The 16,434-nt window shown below is 72.7% G+C and carries 12 protein-coding genes; 5 read left to right on the top strand and 7 right to left on the bottom strand.

Annotated elements, in window-relative coordinates:
• Window positions 1-119: 119 nt before the first annotated feature.
• From ACZ51D_RS11590 to pcp, 3 genes are read left to right on the top strand one after another with little or no spacing between them, the layout of a single operon-like run.
• Window positions 120-839: a DUF969 domain-containing protein gene (locus tag ACZ51D_RS11590; RefSeq protein ID WP_465626117.1), complete on the top strand. Its 720-nt coding sequence runs from the start codon at window positions 120-122 to the stop codon at window positions 837-839.
• Entirely contained in the window at window positions 836-1,804 is a 969-nt protein-coding gene (locus ACZ51D_RS11595) for a DUF979 domain-containing protein (protein ID WP_465626119.1), read from the top strand. The genes ACZ51D_RS11590 and ACZ51D_RS11595 overlap by 4 nt, the downstream gene beginning before the upstream one ends.
• Before the next feature lie 35 nt (window positions 1,805-1,839).
• Entirely contained in the window at window positions 1,840-2,484 is a 645-nt protein-coding gene (pcp, locus tag ACZ51D_RS11600; RefSeq protein ID WP_465662005.1) for a pyroglutamyl-peptidase I, read from the top strand.
• 75 nt (window positions 2,485-2,559) lie between these two features.
• Here pcp and ACZ51D_RS11605 read toward each other — a convergent pair whose 3' ends face one another.
• The 4 genes from ACZ51D_RS11605 to ACZ51D_RS11620 form a co-directional block, all read right to left on the bottom strand.
• Window positions 2,560-3,057: a phosphoribosyltransferase gene (locus tag ACZ51D_RS11605; RefSeq protein ID WP_188305542.1), complete on the bottom strand. Its 498-nt coding sequence runs from the start codon at window positions 3,055-3,057 to the stop codon at window positions 2,560-2,562.
• 191 nt (window positions 3,058-3,248) lie between these two features.
• On the bottom strand, window positions 3,249-4,235 hold the full coding sequence (gene meaB / locus ACZ51D_RS11610; protein WP_465662007.1) for a methylmalonyl Co-A mutase-associated GTPase MeaB: 987 nt from the start codon (window positions 4,233-4,235) through the stop codon (window positions 3,249-3,251).
• Between the two features lie 12 nt (window positions 4,236-4,247).
• Window positions 4,248-6,449, bottom strand: coding sequence for a methylmalonyl-CoA mutase (gene scpA, locus ACZ51D_RS11615; protein ID WP_465624846.1), 2,202 nt, complete (start codon window positions 6,447-6,449; stop codon window positions 4,248-4,250).
• Complete coding sequence (locus ACZ51D_RS11620; RefSeq protein ID WP_465662009.1) at window positions 6,446-8,341, bottom strand: methylmalonyl-CoA mutase subunit beta; 1,896 nt, start codon at window positions 8,339-8,341, stop codon at window positions 6,446-6,448. The genes scpA and ACZ51D_RS11620 overlap by 4 nt, the downstream gene beginning before the upstream one ends.
• 420 nt (window positions 8,342-8,761) lie before the next feature.
• Here ACZ51D_RS11620 and ACZ51D_RS11625 point away from each other — a divergent pair, with 420 nt between their 5' ends.
• Window positions 8,762-9,862, top strand: coding sequence for a C40 family peptidase (locus ACZ51D_RS11625; protein ID WP_465624850.1), 1,101 nt, complete (start codon window positions 8,762-8,764; stop codon window positions 9,860-9,862).
• 168 nt (window positions 9,863-10,030) lie between these two features.
• Here the strand turns inward: ACZ51D_RS11625 and ACZ51D_RS11630 are convergent, their stop codons facing one another.
• From ACZ51D_RS11630 to ACZ51D_RS11640, 3 genes are all read right to left on the bottom strand, one after another.
• Complete coding sequence (locus tag ACZ51D_RS11630; protein ID WP_360491830.1) at window positions 10,031-10,402, bottom strand: BlaI/MecI/CopY family transcriptional regulator; 372 nt, start codon at window positions 10,400-10,402, stop codon at window positions 10,031-10,033.
• 272 nt (window positions 10,403-10,674) lie between these two features.
• Window positions 10,675-13,416 carry an FtsX-like permease family protein gene (locus tag ACZ51D_RS11635; RefSeq protein ID WP_465662011.1) on the bottom strand — a complete coding sequence of 914 codons (2,742 nt, stop codon included), beginning with the start codon at window positions 13,414-13,416 and terminating at the stop codon, window positions 10,675-10,677.
• Complete coding sequence (locus ACZ51D_RS11640; RefSeq protein ID WP_465662012.1) at window positions 13,413-14,213, bottom strand: ABC transporter ATP-binding protein; 801 nt, start codon at window positions 14,211-14,213, stop codon at window positions 13,413-13,415. Before ACZ51D_RS11640 ends, ACZ51D_RS11635 begins: the two co-directional genes overlap by 4 nt.
• Before the next feature lie 539 nt (window positions 14,214-14,752).
• Between ACZ51D_RS11640 and ACZ51D_RS11645 the strand changes: the two genes are divergently transcribed.
• Entirely contained in the window at window positions 14,753-16,408 is a 1,656-nt protein-coding gene (locus ACZ51D_RS11645; protein WP_465624856.1) for an NRAMP family divalent metal transporter, read from the top strand.
• The last annotated feature ends 26 nt before the right edge of the window (window positions 16,409-16,434 follow it).

A 16,434-nucleotide genomic window follows, 5' to 3' on the forward strand; every position in this document is an offset into this window, starting at 1 on the left:
CCTAGCCTCGCGGCAACCCCCGTACGGTCGCGGCCCACCCAGGCCGCGACCTCCTCCGCCCGTGGCGCCCCAGACGGTCACCCGTACGGCGGAGGCCCGTCTGAAAGGCGGCCAGGAACATGATCGTTCTTGTCGGCATCCTCGTCGTGGTGGCCGGGTTCGCCACCCGGCGAAATCCGCTCCTCGTCGTCGGCGCCGCCGGCGTCCTCACCGGACTTCTGGGCGGGATGAGCCCGCTGAGGGTCCTGGAGGCCTTCGGCACGGGCTTCGCCTCCAGCCGCTCGGTGACCCTCTTCGCGATCACCCTGCCGGTGATCGGCCTGCTGGAGCGCCACGGCCTGCAGGAACAGGCCCGCACCCTGATGAACAAACTCGCCAAGGCCAGCGCCGGACGCGTACTCGCGGTCTACCTGGTGGTCCGCCAGCTCACCGCCGCCTTCGGCCTCACCGGCCTCGGCGGACCGGCCCAGGCGGTGCGCCCGATGGTCGCGCCGATGGCCGAGGCCGCCGCCGAACGCCACCACGGCACCCTGACCGACAAGGCCCGCGAACGCGTGCGGTCCTTCGCCGCGAGCGCCGACAACGTCGGTCTGTTCTTCGGCGAGGACTGCTTCCTCGCCGTCGGCTCGATCCTCCTGATCACCGGCTTCGTCGACGCGACCTACCACACCGACCTGGAGCCGGTGCAGCTCGCCCTGTGGGCCATCCCCACCGCCGTCTGCGCCACCCTCATCCACGGCGCGCGCCTGCTGCGCCTGGACCGCGCCCTCGCCCGCGACCTGCCCGCGACAGCTGACCAGGCGACCACTGCCGACCGCATCGAGGAGACCAGCAAGTGATCAAGGTCGAGTGGCTGTACTGGCTGGCCGGAGCCGTCTTCCTCGCGATGGCCGCGCAGATGGCCGTGGACCGCGGCAATCCCAAGCGCTACGGCAGCGCCGCCTTCTGGGGCCTGCTCGGTGCGAGCTTCGTCTACGGCACGTGGGTCGCCGACAAGAGCGCGCCCGCCGCGCCGCTGGGCGTCGCCGTCCTGGTGATGATCTGTCTGGCCGGCTTCGGCTTCACCGGCCGCGGCACCTCGACTGCCGCCGCCCCCGAGCGCCGGGCCGCCTCCGCCGCGCGCCTCGGCACCCGGCTGTTCATCCCGGCGTTGGCGCTCCCGCTGGTCGCGCTGGCCTGCGGAACGCTCCTCAAGGGTGTGCACCTGGGCGGCGGCCTGCTGCTGCAGACCGGCAGCGAGACGCTCCTCGGGCTCGGCATCGGCTCACTCGTCGCTCTGGGCCTGGCGCTGCTGCTCACCCGCGAGCGCAACCCCGCAGTCGCCCTCCACTCCGGCCGCGGACTGCTGGAGTCCATGGGCTGGGCACTGCTGCTGCCCCAACTCCTCGCCGTACTGGGCTCGATCTTCCAGAGCGCCGGGGTCGGCGCCCAAGTCGGCAAGATCACCATCCACTTCCTGCCGGACGGCAGCAAGTACGCGGCGGTGGCGCTCTACTGCGTGGGCATGGCCCTGTTCACGATCATCATGGGCAACGCCTTCGCCGCCTTCCCGGTGATGACCGCCGCGATCGGCTGGCCGATCCTGATCACCCAACTGCACGGCAGCCCGGGCGTGGTCCTGGCCGTGGGCATGCTGGCCGGCTTCTGCGGCACGCTGGTCACGCCGATGGCGGCCAACTTCAACCTCGTCCCGGCGGCGCTGCTCGAGCTCAAGGACCAGTACGGGCCGATCAAGGCCCAACTCCCCACCGCCGGCGCGCTGCTGGTCTGCAACATCGCCATCATGTCGCTCTTCGCGTTCTGACCCGCGTTCTTCCCTTCCGCCAGAAAGGCCGTCCCATGACCAGGGTCCTGCTCACCGGCTTCGAACCGTTCGACGGCGCCGACGTCAACCCGTCCTGGGAGGTCGCCCGTCTCGTCGCCGACAACCCTCCCGAGGGACTCCTGGTCACCGCCACCCGGCTGAGCTGCGTCTTCGGCCAGGCCGCCGAGGAACTGCGCACCGCGATGGAGCGGTGCGTCCCGGACCTGGTCGTCTGCCTCGGCCAGGCAGCCGGCCGGCCGGACGTCACCGTCGAGCGCGTCGCCATCAACGTCGACGACGCACGCATCCCCGACAACGCGGGCCGGCGACCGGTCGACCGGCCCGTCGCCCCCGGCGGCCCCGCGGCCTACTTCGCCACCCTGCCCGTCAAGGCCTGCGTGGCCGCCGTCCGGGAAGCCGGGGTGCCCGCCTCCCTGTCGCACACCGCCGGGACGTTCGTCTGCAACCACGTCTTCTACGCCCTGATGCACCTGCTCGCTACCGAGCACCCCACCGCCCGCGGCGGGTTCGTCCACATACCCGCCCTGCCCGAACAGGTCCTCGACGGCTCCACGCCCTCGCTGCCGGCCGCCTCCGTCGCCCACGGCCTGCGCGCCCTCCTCACCGCCGCTGCGACCCGCACCGCCGACCTCCGCGTCCCGGAGGGGGCAACCCACTGACGCAGAACCGCTCCGTCGCCGCTGAGCCGCGTTCCGGCCTCAGCGGCGACGAAAGGCAGCGCTGTCCTTCTCGGATCAGGCGTCGAGCACCTGGCCGGGACGTTTGACGACCGGATCCTGCGCCGACCACGGGAACTCGATCCAGTCGTCGGTCCGCTTCCACACGTACTCGCACTTCACCAGGGAGTGCGACTTCTCGTAGATGACGGCGGACCGGACCTCGGCGACGTGGCTGAGGCAGAAGTCGTGCACCAGCTTCAGCGTCTTGCCCGTGTCGGCGACGTCGTCGGCGATCAGGACCTTCTTGTCGGTGAAGTCGATCGCCGCGGGGACGGGCGCCAGCATGACGGGCATGTCGAGGGTGGTGCCCACACCCGTGTAGAACTCGACGTTCACCAGGTGGATGTTCTTGCAGTCCAGCGCATACGCCAGACCGCCCGCCACGAACACGCCGCCGCGGGCGATGCTCAGGACGAGGTCGGGTTCGAAGCCGTCGTCGGCGATGGTCTGCGCCAGTTCGCGTACCGCTCGGCCGAAGGTCTGGTAGTCCAGGATCTCTCGCACATCAGTCACGCCGTTCAGTCTCCTCGAGAGGCGGCCGTGTGGCGAACACCGGCACGCGGAGGGCCGGCAGCAGCCCCCGGTACTGTCCGGCGCCCCGCCAGGAGCGCCGTGCCCCACGCGGGGGTGGGGCACGGCGTAGGGTCTCCGCTCGGTGTGCGAGGTGGCGTAGTGCCGGCCGCGTTCGCAGGGCGATGTGACTGTCAGCCGAAGAAGGCGTCCAGGAGCTGTTGGGCGGCGAGGCCGGCGGGGAGGGTGCCGGCTCGCACCTGGGCCTCCAACTCGGGGGCCAGTCGCCGCACTTCGGGGTGTTCGTGCAGCCGGGCGTAGAGCTGGTCGTGGACCATGGCCCAGGTCCATTCCACCTGCTGGTCGCGGCGCTTGGCCGCCAGGGCGCCGGTGGCGTCGAGGACCTTGCGGTGCTGCTGGAGGCGTTCCCACAAGACATCGAGGCCGACGTTCTCGCGACCGCTGCAGGTCAGGACGGGTGGGGTCCACGCGGCGTCCGGCGCCTGCAACAGCCGTAGGGCGCCTGCGAGTTCGCGGGCCGCGGCGCCGGCGTCGCGTTCGTGTGGGCCGTCGGCCTTGTTGATGGCGATGACGTCCGCCAGCTCCAGGACGCCCTTCTTGATGCCCTGCAGCTGGTCTCCCGTCCGTGCCAGGCTGAGGAGCAGGAAGGTGTCGACCATGCCGGCCACGGCCGTCTCGGACTGGCCGACGCCCACCGTCTCGATGAGGACGACGTCGTACCCCGCCGCCTCCATCACCACCATCGACTCGCGGGTCGCCTTGGCGACCCCGCCGAGGGTCCCGGAGGTCGGCGACGGGCGGACGAAGGCGTGCGGGTCGACGGCCAGGCGCTCCATCCGGGTCTTGTCGCCCAGGATGGAGCCGCCGGTCCGGCTGGACGTGGGGTCGACGGCGAGGACCGCGACCCGGTGGCCGAGCGCCGTCAGCATGGTGCCGAAGGAGTCGATGAAGGTCGACTTGCCGACGCCGGGCACCCCGGTGATGCCGACCCGGACCGCGCCGCCCGCGTGCGGCAGCAGCCGTTGGAGCAGTTGCTGCGCGAGCGCGCGGTGGTCGGGCCGGGAGGATTCGACGAGGGTGACGGCTCGCGCGATCCAGGCGCGCGAGCCGTCCAGGACGCCGGTCACATAGCTGTCGAGGTCGATCGTCCGCGGAGGCATACGATCAAAGGCTCACAGCTCGTGGCCGAGTTCGGCGGCCAGGGCCGTCAGCAGGTCGCTTGCCGCGTCCGGGATGACCGTGCCGGGGCCGAACACCGCTGCCGCGCCCGCCTCGTAGAGAGCCTCGAAGTCCTGCGGGGGGATGACCCCGCCGACGACGATGGTGATGTCCTCGCGGCCGGCCGCGGCGAGTTCGGCGCGCAGGGCGGGCACCAGGGTGAGGTGGCCTGCGGCCAGCGAGGAGACGCCGACGATGTGGACGTCCGCTTCGACGGCCTGGCGGGCGACCTCGGCCGGGGTCTGGAACAGCGGGCCGACGTCGACGGTGAAGCCGAGGTCGGCGAAGGCGGTGGCGATGACCTTCTGGCCGCGGTCGTGGCCGTCCTGGCCCATCTTGGCGACCAGGATGCGCGGGCGGCGGCCTTCGGCCTGCTCGAACCGCTCGACCAGGTCGCGGGTGCGCTGGAGGGAGGCCGACGGGCCCGCTTCGTCTCGGTACACACCGGAGATGGTACGGATCTGGCCGGAGTGGCGGCCGTACACCGTCTCGAGGGCGTCGGAGATCTCGCCGACGGTGGCCTTGGCCCGGGCCGCGTTGACGGCCAGGTGCAGCAGGTTGCCGTCCAGCGAGCCGTCGCGCTGCGGTCCGGCCTCGGCGGCCCGGGTGAGCGCGGTCAGCGCGTCGCGGCAAGCGGCCTCGTCGCGCTCCTCGCGCAGCCGGCGCAGCTTCTCGATCTGCCGGGCCCGCACCGAGGAGTTGTCGACCTTGAGGACGTCGATCTGCTCGTCGCTCTCCACCCGGTACTTGTTGACGCCGATCACCGGCTGGCGGCCGGAGTCGATGCGCGCCTGGGTCCGGGCGGCGGCTTCCTCGACGCGCATCTTGGGGATGCCGGCGTCGATGGCCTTGGCCATGCCGCCGGCCGCCTCGACTTCCTGGATGTGCTGCCAGGCCCGGGTGGCGAGGTCGTTGGTGAGCTTCTCGATGTACGCCGAGCCGCCCCACGGGTCGATGACCCGGCAGGTGCCGGATTCCTGCTGCAGCAGCAGCTGGGTGTTGCGGGCGATGCGCGCGGAGAAGTCGGTGGGCAGGGCGAGCGCCTCGTCGAGGGCGTTGGTGTGCAGCGACTGGGTGTGGCCCTGGGTGGCGGCCATCGCCTCGACGCAGGTGCGGGTGACGTTGTTGAACACGTCCTGCGCGGTGAGCGACCAGCCGGAGGTCTGCGAATGGGTGCGCAGCGACAGCGACTTGGGGTTCTTCGGGTCGAACTGCTTGACCAGCTTGGCCCAGAGCAGCCGGGCCGCGCGCAGCTTGGCGACCTCCATGAAGAAGTTCATGCCGATCGCCCAGAAGAACGACAGGCGGGGCGCGAAGGCGTCCACGTCCAGTCCCACCTCCAGGCCCGCGCGCAGGTACTCGACGCCGTCGGCGAGGGTGTAGGCCAGTTCCAGGTCGGCGGTCGCGCCGGCTTCCTGGATGTGGTAGCCGGAGATGGAGATCGAGTTGTACCGGGGCATCTTCTGCGAGGTGTACGCGAAGATGTCCGAGATGATCCGCATCGACGGCTGCGGCGGGTAGATGTAGGTGTTGCGGACCATGAACTCCTTGAGGATGTCGTTCTGGATGGTCCCGGCCAGCTTCTCGGGCGGTACGCCCTGCTCCTCGGCGGCGACGATGTACAGCGCCAGGACGGGCAGCACGGCGCCGTTCATGGTCATCGACACCGACATCTTGTCGAGCGGGATGCCGTCGAACAGCTGGCGCATGTCGTAGATCGAGTCGATGGCGACGCCCGCCATGCCGACGTCGCCGGTCACGCGGGGGTGGTCGCTGTCGTAGCCGCGGTGGGTCGGCAGGTCGAAGGCGACCGAGAGGCCCTTCTGGCCGGCCGCGAGGTTGCGGCGGTAGAAGGCGTTGGACTCCTCGGCGGTGGAGAAGCCCGCGTACTGGCGGACGGTCCACGGCTGGTTGACGTACATGGTCGGGTACGGCCCGCGCAGGTACGGGGCGACGCCCGGGTAGGTCTCCAGGAAGTCCAGCCCGGCGAGGTCCTCGGCGGTGTACAGCGGCTTGACGCCGATGCCCTCGGGGGTGTCCCAGACGAGCTCGTCGACGTTCTTGCCGGTGGACCGGCGCCAGGCGGCCTGCCACTGGGTGTCGGTGACGCCGGAGGCGTCGCCGTCCAGCCAGATTCCGGTGAAGTCGGGGATCATCGAGCCACCTTGCTCTCGTCGGCGTCGCTCGCGCCGGTGATCTGGTCCAGCAGGGAGGTCAGGACGGCGACCGCGTCCCCGCCCGCGTAGATGAACTCGTCCACTCCGTCGGGTACTTCACCGGGCCGTCCGGCGAGCAGGACCTTCGTGGCGCCGGCCGCCTTCAGCGCGCCGGCGACGGCCGCGGCGTGCTCGCCGTACAGGGCGTCGCTGGAGCAGAGGCAGGCGACGGTGGCGCCGGAGGCGGTGAACGCCTCGGCGAACGCGGCCGGGTCGACGGACTCGAGGGAGGTCGTCGCGATGCCGCCCGCCTGGAACAGGTTGGCGGCGAAGGTGGTGCGCGCGGTGTGCGCGGCGGCGGTGCCGATCGAGGCGAGGAACAGGGCCGGGCGGGCACCGTGTACGGCGGCGTGGGCGTCCGAGCGGTCGCGCAGCGCCTCGTACGCCTCGGCGCGGCGCACCCGCGGCAGGCCGCCGGAGAGCGCGGCCGGGGCCGGCTCGCGGACCAGCGGCTGCTCGTCCAGGTGCGGGAACTCGCTGACGCCGGTGACCGGTTCGCGCCGCTTGGCGAGCTTGACCGACCGCTCCGCCCAGGTGGCGGCGATCCGCTCCTCGACCAGGCCGGAGCCGAGTGCGGCCTGCTGGCCGCCGGCCCGCTCGATCTCCTGGAACCAGGCCCAGGCGGCCCGGGCCAGCTCCTCGCCGAGCTGCTCGACGTACCAGGAGCCGCCGGCCGGGTCGATCACCCGGGCCAGGTGGGACTCCTCCAGCAGGATCGACTGGGTGTTGCGGGCGATCCGGCGGGCGAAGGCGTCCGGCTGGCCGAGCGCGCTGTCGAAGGGCAGGACGGTGACGGCGTCGGCGCCGCCGACTCCGGCGGCCAGGCAGGCGACGGTGGTGCGCAGCATGTTCACCCACGGGTCGCGGGCGGTCATCATCACTCGGGAGGTGACGGCGTGCTGACGCTGCGCCGAGGCCTCCGGGGACGCCCCGGACACCTCGGCGACGCGGGCCCAAAGGCGGCGCGCGGCACGGAACTTGGCGATCGTCAGGAACTGGTCGGCGTCCGCCGCGTAGCGGAACTCCAGCTGGCCGAGCGCGGCGTCCACCGGCAGCCCGGCCGCGGTCAGGCCGCGCAGGTAGGCGACGCCGGTGGCGAGCGAGCAGCCCAGTTCCTGGGCTGGGGAGGCGCCGGCCTCGTGGTACGGCAGGGCGTCGACGGTCAGCGCCCGGACGTTCGGGTAGTCGGCGGCGCAGCGGGCGGCCAGCACGGTGGCCTCGGCGAGCAGCGCGTCGGTGCGGGTGGTGTCGCCGGTGCGGGCCTGCAGGCCCAGCGGGTCGGCGCCGAGGTTGCCGGAGGCGGCGCCGGGGGAGACCTCGCGCTGCTCGTAGAGCTTGAACAACTGCTCGGCGGCGTCGGTGAATTCGGGTCCGGCGTCGAGTGCGACGGCGGCCAGGTCCAGGTACACGCCGCTCAGTGCCTCGGGCAGGGCGTCCAGCGGGAGGGCCTCGCCGCCCAGTTCCAGCCAGAGCGAGCCGACGCCGTTCTCCAGGTCGGCCAGCACGGCCTCGTTGGCGCGCCGACGGTCCGGGTCGGCGTGCCGCTGCCGGACGTCCCAGCCGGCGACGGCGGAGCCCTGCGGCCGGCCGCCGCGGACGAACGGCGGGAAGCCCGGGTACCCGGGGTCGACCGCGGTGTCGTCGGAGGTGTACAGCGGGCGTGCGCTGAGCCCGTCCTGGAGCTTGGTGGTGAGTGTCTGCTCGGCGGCGGCGCCGTCCTCGGGCTGGGCACCGGACTTGCGCAGCACGCCCTGCACGAGCTGCTGCCACTGCTCACGGTGCGCAGCCGGGAACTCGGCGGCGAGGGGGAGCCCTTCGGGCGGGACCTTCATGTCCGCAGGTTAGCGCCCGTTCGCAGGGCTGCAGGAGGGGAGGCGTGTGTGACCTTTCCCTCGATTTGGCGGTTCTTGTCACACCGTGGGGCGGGTGGTGCCATGGGCCGCGGCTCGCGGGTCCGGCGGGGGGTGCCGCGGCGAAGGAGGCGGGACGTGACGGCGAAGGCGGCGGCGATTGAACCCGCGCCCGGGTGCCGTCCGTAGTCAACAGCGATGGCACGCACCGCGATCGACGTCCCGTCATGGCACCGAAACGTCATGATCAGGGGGATTGCGGAACTCCGGCCCTCATCTATTAAGTTACTTCGAAGAAGGTGGGTGGGGCAGCATCCCCCCGTTGCGCGTCCTGCCCGCCTTCGCCGTCCCCCGGCCTGTTCGTGCCGTCGCCGGATTCCCCCGAAAGAGAGCCGACCGCCCATGGGAAAGCGCCGCAAGACCAGCCCCCCCAGCCGGGCCCGCATGGCGGTCCTCACCACGGCCATGGCGGCCGGCAGCGCGGTCCTCGCCTCGGGCACCGCCCACGCCGAGCCCGCGCCGACGCTCGCCTCCGTCAAGGAGCAGGTGGACAAGCTCAACGAGGAGGCCGAGCAGTCCGTCGAGCAGTACAACGGCTTCCAGGCCAAGCAGCAGAAGCTCCAGGGCGAGGCCAGCCAGATCCAGGACAAGGTCGTCCGCGGCCAGGACGCCATGAACGAGCTGCGGACCCGGCTCGGCGCGGTCGCCGCCGACCAGTACCGGACCAACGGCATCGACGCGTCGGTCCAGCTGATGCTCGACTCCGACCCGTCCGCCTACCTGGAGCGCGCCGCGGTGCAGAACCAGGTGGCCGACTCCCAGGCGAACCTGCTGAAGCAGGCCCAGGACGAGCAGCGCAAGCTCGACCAGGACCGCGCCGAGGCCACCGCGACCCTCGCCCAGCTCGACTCGGTCGGCAAGCAGCTGGCGGGGCAGAAGAACGACATCCAGACCAAGCTGGCCAAGGCGCAGGAGATGCTGAACAAGCTCAGCGCCGAGGACCGCGCCAGGATCAACGCCCAGCAGTCCGCGGAGAAGGCCAAGGCCGAGGCCAAGCAGGCCGCCGCCGCAGGCGCAGCCGGCGCCGCCGCGGCCGACCGTTCCTCCCGCTCCGCCGACCGCCCCGACCTGAGCGCCCCGCTGCCGGCCGCCAGTGGTCGGGCCGCCGCCGTCCTCGCGTTCGCCCAGGCCCAGCTCGGCAAGCCGTACGGCTGGAGCAGGACCGGCCCGGACAGCTTCGACTGCTCCGGCCTCACCAGCATGGCCTACCGCGCGGCGAGCGTCACGATCCCCCGGATGTCCCAGGACCAGTGGAACTCCGGCCCGCACGTCGACCGCGCCAACCTCCAGCCCGGCGACCTGGTCTTCTTCTACGACGACCTGCACCACGTCGGCCTGTACATCGGCGACGGCAAGATGATCCACGCGCCGCGCACCGGCAAGAACATCGAGGTGCTCCCGATCTCGGCGATGAAGTACATGGGCGCCGTCCGCCCGGCCTGACCGCGTACGCGACGGCCCGCTCCCGCTTCGGCGGTGGCGGGCCTCCGGCGTTTCGGGGCCCCGACCCCCGAGCTCGGGCTTGCGGAGTTCCGGGCGTTCGGAGTTCCGGGCCTCCGCCGTTTTTCGGGCTCACGCCACGACCCCGGCGGGTGGATCAGCGGGCGAGGGTCACTCCGGGCCGCAGGACTTCACCCGTCCGAGGGCCGCGAGCAGGGCGGAGGCCTCGTCCCCGCTGATCCGGTCGGCGAAGCGGAGCAGCGCGCCGGTGCGGTCGGGGGTGGTCTCCAGCGCCTGGTGCATCAGCCGGGCGGTGTACTCCTCGCGGGTGCAGGTCGGTTCGTACACCCAGGCGCGGCCGATCTTGTCGCGGCGCAGCCAGCCCTTGGTGTGCAGGATGTCGGCGACCGTGGTGACGGTGGTGTACGCGACCGCCCGTTGCCGCTGCAGGTCGTCCACGACCTCGCGCACCGTGGCCGGCCGGTTCCAGGTCCAGAGCCGGTCCATGATCTCGGCCTCCAGGTCTCCGAAACCCCGTAGCACCGCCTTGTCTCCCTCGCCGAGCCCATCGCCGGCGCCCTTCGCCCGCCGGAACGCGGCCCATGGTACGGCGAGCGCCGGACGCCCGCCCCCGGGTGGCGGGGGGCGGGCGCCCGGCGTGTGCCGAGCGGTGCCCGGGTGGTGTCCGAGTGGTGTCAATCCGTGCTCAGCCGGTGCTCGGTCGGTGTTCGGTCGGTGTCCGACCAGCGGTCGGCCAGTGCTCGGGCGGTGCCTGGCCGGTGCTCGGATGGCGTCCGAACCCGACCGCCCGGCCCTCAGGACAGCCGCCGCCCGAGCGGGATCCGGGACTTGGTGAACAGCGCCGCGAGCAGCCCCGCGACCACCGGCAGGGCCAGCACGACCAGCAGCAGCTCGCCCCACGGGGCGGTGATCAGCGCCGGCTGGGCCCCGAATCCGCTCGCCCGGGACTTCAACAGCCCCACCGCCGGCACGAATCCGTTGGCCGCTCCGAGCAGCGCTCCGAGCAGGGCGATCAGCGCGCATTGCAGGCCCGCCATGGTCCGCCGGATCCGCGGCGGCGCGCCGACGGCGGCGAGGGTGGCCTGGTCCTGCCGGGAGTCGGCGGCCGCGAGGCCGGTGGCGATCCCGGCCGCGCCGAGGACGACCAGTCCGGCGAAGCCGGTGAGGGCCAGGGTGAGCGCGTCGCTCTTCGGCTGGTAGCCGCGTTCGACGTCCAGCTGGGCGACGCGGTCGAGCCGGACCGCGGCCGCTTCGGCGCGCTGCTGCGCCTTGCGGTCGGGCGGGGTGGCGGGCAGCCAGACCGAGCCGGTGGGCTGCGCGGAGAGCCCGAGCTTCTGGAGTGCGGAGGGCAGCAGCATGCCCTGGGCGAAGCGGGCGGCGGTCGGGTTGGCGACCACCACCGCGTCGACGGGGATCTCCTGCAGGTCGGGCTTGGGGATCTCGCCCGGCTGCAGTGGCGCGCCGCTGCCGCCGCGCAGCTGGAGTACGGTCTTCCCGTCGGCGCCGACGAAGGCAGGGTCGAAGACGAGGAGCTTTCCGTCGGCCAGCGCCTGGTCGACGGCCGGGTCGTGGATGCCGAAGAGGTTGTGCAGCACGGTGGCGTCCGCGGCGGCCAGGTGCGGGCGGTCGGTGAGGGTGCGCCAGTTCACCTGGCCCTTGAGCTGGACGGTGCTGGAGCAGTTGGGGCAGAACCGGTACACCGCTTCGGCGAGGTCGCCGCGCTGGCCGAGTCCGGTCAGCTGCTTCTCCACCTCGCCGCGCACCTGGTCGAGTCGGGGCCCGTCGCTGTAGCTGACGAGCCGGACGGCGCCGTACGGGGCCTGCGGCCGGTAGTCGCGCCGGTTCTCGGCGTCGGTGCTGGTGCTGTACACGCCGATGGCGACGGCGCCGGCGACGGCGGCCATCACCGCGGCGACGGCCGGGGCGGTGCGCGAGCGGTGCCGGGCGGAGTCGCGCAGGGCGAGCCGGGGGCCGAGCGGTAGTCTCCGGGCGGCCCGGCCGATTGCGGCGACCAGCATCGGGGTGCACAGGAGCAGTCCGATCTCGGCGGTCATCGAGCCGCCGAGCACGGTGAGGGTGCGGGTGTCGAAGCTGCTGACGGCCGGTTGGCCGTGCTGGACCGCGCTCGCGCCGTACATCGTGACCCCGGCGCCGAAGGCGACCAGCAGCAGGCCGGTCACGGTGACCCAGCGGTTGGGCCCGCGGACGGTGTCCCGGCCGGTCAGCCCGGCGGTGACGCTGCGGCGGGCGGCCTGCAGGGCGGGCAGCGCCGCCGCCAGCAGGGCGGTGACCAGGCCGATGCCGGCGATCGCGAGCAGGTCCAGCGGGGGCAGCGCGAAGTGGCCGAAGCGCGTGCCACCGACCTGTTCGATCTGCGGTCGGAGCATGGCGACCACGGCGGTGCCGAGTGCGACGCCGGCCAGCGCCCCGGCCGTGCCGAGGACCAGGCCGCCGCCGAGCACGACCGCGCCGACGTGGGTGCGGCTGCCGCCGGCCGCGCCGAGCAGGGCGAGCTGGCGCCGGGAGCGGCGGGCGCCGACCGCGAAGGCGGGCCCGGCGAGCAGGGCGACTTCCAGCAGGGCCATGCCGGTGACGGTGGCGATGACCAGCTTGGTGGTGTTGTCGGCCGCCGGGTCGCGGTAGCGGTACGCGTCGCGGTAGTACGGGACGGCCGCGCGGGGCGGCGGGGCGAGTGCGACGGAGCGCGCGGTGAGCGTGAAGCCGTGGGCGTTGAACTCCTGGACCTTGGCCCAGTCGAGCGCGGCGCCCGCCGGGAGGCGGACCAGCCAGGCGGCGCGCTGGCCCGAGGCCCGCTCGGCGGCGGACTGGCCGGGCGCCGCGGCGGCGGCCAGCGGGTCGAGCAACTCGCCTGGCCGGGCGACGAGTTCGACTCGGCCGAGCTCGTCCGGGTGCTCCACCACGCCGGTGACGGTGAAGGTGGTCTGCTCCAGGCCCTGGACGGTGGTGGTGCCGCCGACCTTGAGTCCGGCGTGGTCCAGGAAGGCCCGGGTGGCGGCGATCTCGTGCGGGGCGTTCGGGGCGTGGCCCTCGACCAGGTCGATGCGCCCGCGCCAGATCGGGTCGCCGAGGTTGGCCTCGGTGGTGAGGGTGCGGACCAGTCCCTCGGGCGAGTTCGCGCCGGTCTCCGGCCCGGGCCGGGCCGGGGTGAGCGCGCTGCCGGGCGGCAGCAGCGAACCGGCCAGCGTCGTCGGGTCGGTGCTCGCGCCCTTCTGCTGTTCGGCCGTCGGCTGCTGGCCCGGGCGGGAGTCGACGGCGAAGGCGCCGTCCTCGGCGACCGGGGCCTGCTCGACGGTCAGGCCCGGCTTGAGCGCGGTGACCAGGGCGTCGGCTCCGCCGACCACCCGCTCGACCCGTTCGGCCGGGGAGAGTTGTCCGCTGCGGTGGACCACGTCGGCGCCGGTGACGCCGAGGACGGGCAGGGCGACCATGGCGACGATCAGGGCGCTGCGCCCCTTGGCGCGCAGGGCGTCACGGCGGGCGATGCGCAGGGCGACCCGCCAGGCTCCGAGCCTCACTGCGTCACCTCGCCCATGGCGTTGGGCCGGTGGTGCGCCGCAGGGCGGGTGGCGGAGCGGTAGCCGCGGCTCTCCGCGTCGACCGCGCCGTCCCGCAGGTGGACCACCCGGTCCGCCCAGCCGGCATGCGAGGCCTCGTGGGTGACCATCATCGCGGCCGCCCCGGCGTCGCAGCGGGCGCGCAGCACGGCGAGCACGGCGTCGCCGGTGGCGGAGTCGAGCGCCCCGGTCGGCTCGTCGGCGAGCACCAGCCGCCGTTCGCCGATCAGCGCGCGGGCGATCGCCACGCGCTGCTGCTGGCCGCCGGACATGTCGTCGGGGAAGCGGTCGGCGAGTTCGCCGATGCCCAGCTCCTCCAGCGCGGCCAGGGCCTCCCGGCGGGCCCGGCGGCCGGGGACGCCGTCGAGCTCGCGCGGCAGGGCGATGTTCTCGGCGGCGGTGAGCGCCGGGATCAGGTTGTAGTCCTGGAAGACGTACCCGATGGAGCGCCGCCGCAGGTCGGCGAGCTTGCCCCGGCCGAGGCCGCCGAGCGAGACCCCTTCCACCAGGACCTCGCCGTCGCTGGGCCGGTCCAGCCCGCCGGCCAGGGTCAGCAGGGTGGACTTCCCGGAGCCGGACGGCCCCATGACGGCGACGAACTCGCCCGGGTGGACGGCCAGGTCGATGCCGCGCAGGGCGTGCACCTCGGCGGCGCCGCGCCCGTGTACCCGGGTGACGTTGGCCAGGCGCAGGACGGGCGCGGGTCGGGCCGGATCGGTGTGGGACACACTTCCCCCTCGTGGGCTTCTCAACTGCATATGTCGATGAACTATATATGCCGGAAGAAGATGCTCAAGGCGAATCGGGGTTCGGTCAAACTTCTACAAAGGTGTCGAAGATGAGTCGGAAAGCGGTCCCCGGGCGCTCGGGGCCGGTCTATGCTGAGGGCGGTTCGCAGCCTTGGGCTGCGCGAAAGGCGCCCGTTCGGTGCGCCCCGGCCGGGAGGAGGCGAGAGACATGGACTGCAGTAGTCCGGGCCACAGTCGCCCCTGCCCCCGCATGCTCTCGATCACCTCCGGCACGCGGTAACAACCTCCCCTGCGCGTCCACCCGGCGCTCCGCCTGGCTCAACCATGCTCGGACACAAGCGATCTGGCGCATCGTCATGTCCGTACGGCCGCCGCCGCCCGGCGTCGCCGTGCGGTCCGGCGCATGTGGTCCGCTGACATGCGGTCCGCCGTCGTGCAACCCGCCGCCGTGCGGTCCGGTGCTGTGCGGTCCGGCGCCGTGCGCCCGCAGGGGTCGCCGCCGCGTGCCCCCTGACGCCCCCTCAAGAAGGGGGCAGGGAGGCCCTGCCATGACCAACCTGATGCTGGACCCGAAGGTCCCCACAACTCCGAGCGCCCGCAACGCCGTTCTGGACGACGCCCACGTCGGCGACATCAAGGGCGCGTTCGGCACCATCCGCCTCGACGACACCACCCCCCGCCACGGCCTGTCGGCCCGGCTGAAGACGCTGCTCGCGATCGTCGGCCCCGGCCTGATCGTGATGGTCGGCGACAACGACGCCGGCGCCTTCTCCACCTACGGCCAGGCGGGGCAGAACTACGGCACCCAACTGCTGTGGACGCTGCTGATGCTGGTCCCGGTGCTGTACGTGAACCAGGAGATGGTGCTGCGGCTCGGCGCCGTCACCGGGGTCGGGCACGCCCGGCTGATCCTGGAGCGGTTCGGCAGGTTCTGGGGCGCGTTCAGCGTGATCGACCTGTTCCTGCTGAACGCGCTGACGCTGGTGACGGAGTTCATCGGCGTGACGCTCGCCGCCGGCTACCTGGGTCTGCCCAAGGCGGCCGCCGTGGTCCTGGCGGCGGCGGTCATCATCGCCTCGGCGTTCACCGGGTCGTTCCGGCGCTTCGAGCGGGTCGCGGTGACCCTGTGCGTCGGCTCGCTGCTGCTGGTGCCGATCTACTTCCTGGTCCACCCGAAGACCTCGCAGATGGCGCACGACTTCGTGACGCCCACCATGCCCGGCGGGTCGGGGCAGCTCGCCGCCGTGATGCTGGTGATCATCTCGATCGTCGGCACCACCGTCGCCCCCTGGCAGCTGTTCTTCCAGCAGTCGTACGTCATCGACAAGCGGATCACCCCGCGCTTCATGACGTACGAGAAGGTCGACCTGTGGATCGGGATCGTCGTGGTCATCGTCGGCGCGGCCGCGCTGATCGGCCTCACGGCGGCGGCCTTCGCCGGCACCGACGGCTTCGGGCAGTTCTCCGACGCGGGAGCGGTGGCCCGGGGCATCGAGGCCAAGGCCGGGCGGGTCGCCGGTGTGCTGTTCGCGATCGCGCTGCTGGACGCCTCGATCATCGGCGCGTTCGCCGTCTCGCTGTCCACGGCGTACGCGATCGGCGACGTGTTCGGCATCAAGCACTCGCTGCACCGGGGAGTGAAGGGCGCCAAGGGCTTCTACGCCGTCTACGCCGGCCTGGTGACGCTGGCCGCCGCGATCACCCTGCTGTCGACGGACGCCATGCAGGGCCTGATGACGCAGTTCGTGCAGGTGCTGGCCGGCGTACTGCTGCCCTCCGCGACCGTCTTCCTGCTGCTCCTCTGCAACGACCGCGCGGTGCTCGGCCCCTGGGTCAACGGACCCAGGACCAACGCCTTCACCTCGGCGGTGGTCGGCGTCCTGGTGACGCTCTCGATGATCCTGACCGCGGCCGTGGTCTGGCCGGACATCAGCTCCGAGGCGATCCTGTGGATCATGGCCGGCTGCGGCGTCGCGGGCGTCCTCGTCGCCGGGTACTCCTTCACCTCCGGCCGCACCGCCACCAAGGAGGACCCCGTCGACCGCACCGGCCGCGCGAACTGGCGGATGCCCCCGCTGGAGACCCTCGACAAGCCGGCCATGTCCACCGCCCGCAAGCTCGGCATGGGAGCCCTGCGCGCCTACCTGCTCGTGGCGATGGTGATGGTCATCATCAAGGTCGCCCAGACCGCGCTGGGCCACTGACCACCCCCGTGACCTCACCCCCGTGA

Source organism: Kitasatospora sp. NPDC033851, from assembly GCF_055576085.1.

What these genes read in the sequence shown, in the direction of transcription:
- ACZ51D_RS11640 (WP_465662012.1), bottom strand. Translation starts at nt 14,213, where the DNA reads ATGCAGTTGAGAAGCCCACGAGGGGGAAGTGTGTCCCACACCGATCCG.
- ACZ51D_RS11620 (WP_465662009.1), bottom strand. Translation starts at nt 8,341, where the DNA reads ATGAAGGTCCCGCCCGAAGGGCTCCCCCTCGCCGCCGAGTTCCCGGCT.
- ACZ51D_RS11625 (WP_465624850.1), top strand. Translation starts at nt 8,762, where the DNA reads ATGGGAAAGCGCCGCAAGACCAGCCCCCCCAGCCGGGCCCGCATGGCG.
- meaB (WP_465662007.1), bottom strand. Translation starts at nt 4,235, where the DNA reads ATGCCTCCGCGGACGATCGACCTCGACAGCTATGTGACCGGCGTCCTG.
- scpA (WP_465624846.1), bottom strand. Translation starts at nt 6,449, where the DNA reads ATGATCCCCGACTTCACCGGAATCTGGCTGGACGGCGACGCCTCCGGC.
- pcp (WP_465662005.1), top strand. Translation starts at nt 1,840, where the DNA reads ATGACCAGGGTCCTGCTCACCGGCTTCGAACCGTTCGACGGCGCCGAC.
- ACZ51D_RS11645 (WP_465624856.1), top strand. Translation starts at nt 14,753, where the DNA reads ATGACCAACCTGATGCTGGACCCGAAGGTCCCCACAACTCCGAGCGCC.
- ACZ51D_RS11590 (WP_465626117.1), top strand. Translation starts at nt 120, where the DNA reads ATGATCGTTCTTGTCGGCATCCTCGTCGTGGTGGCCGGGTTCGCCACC.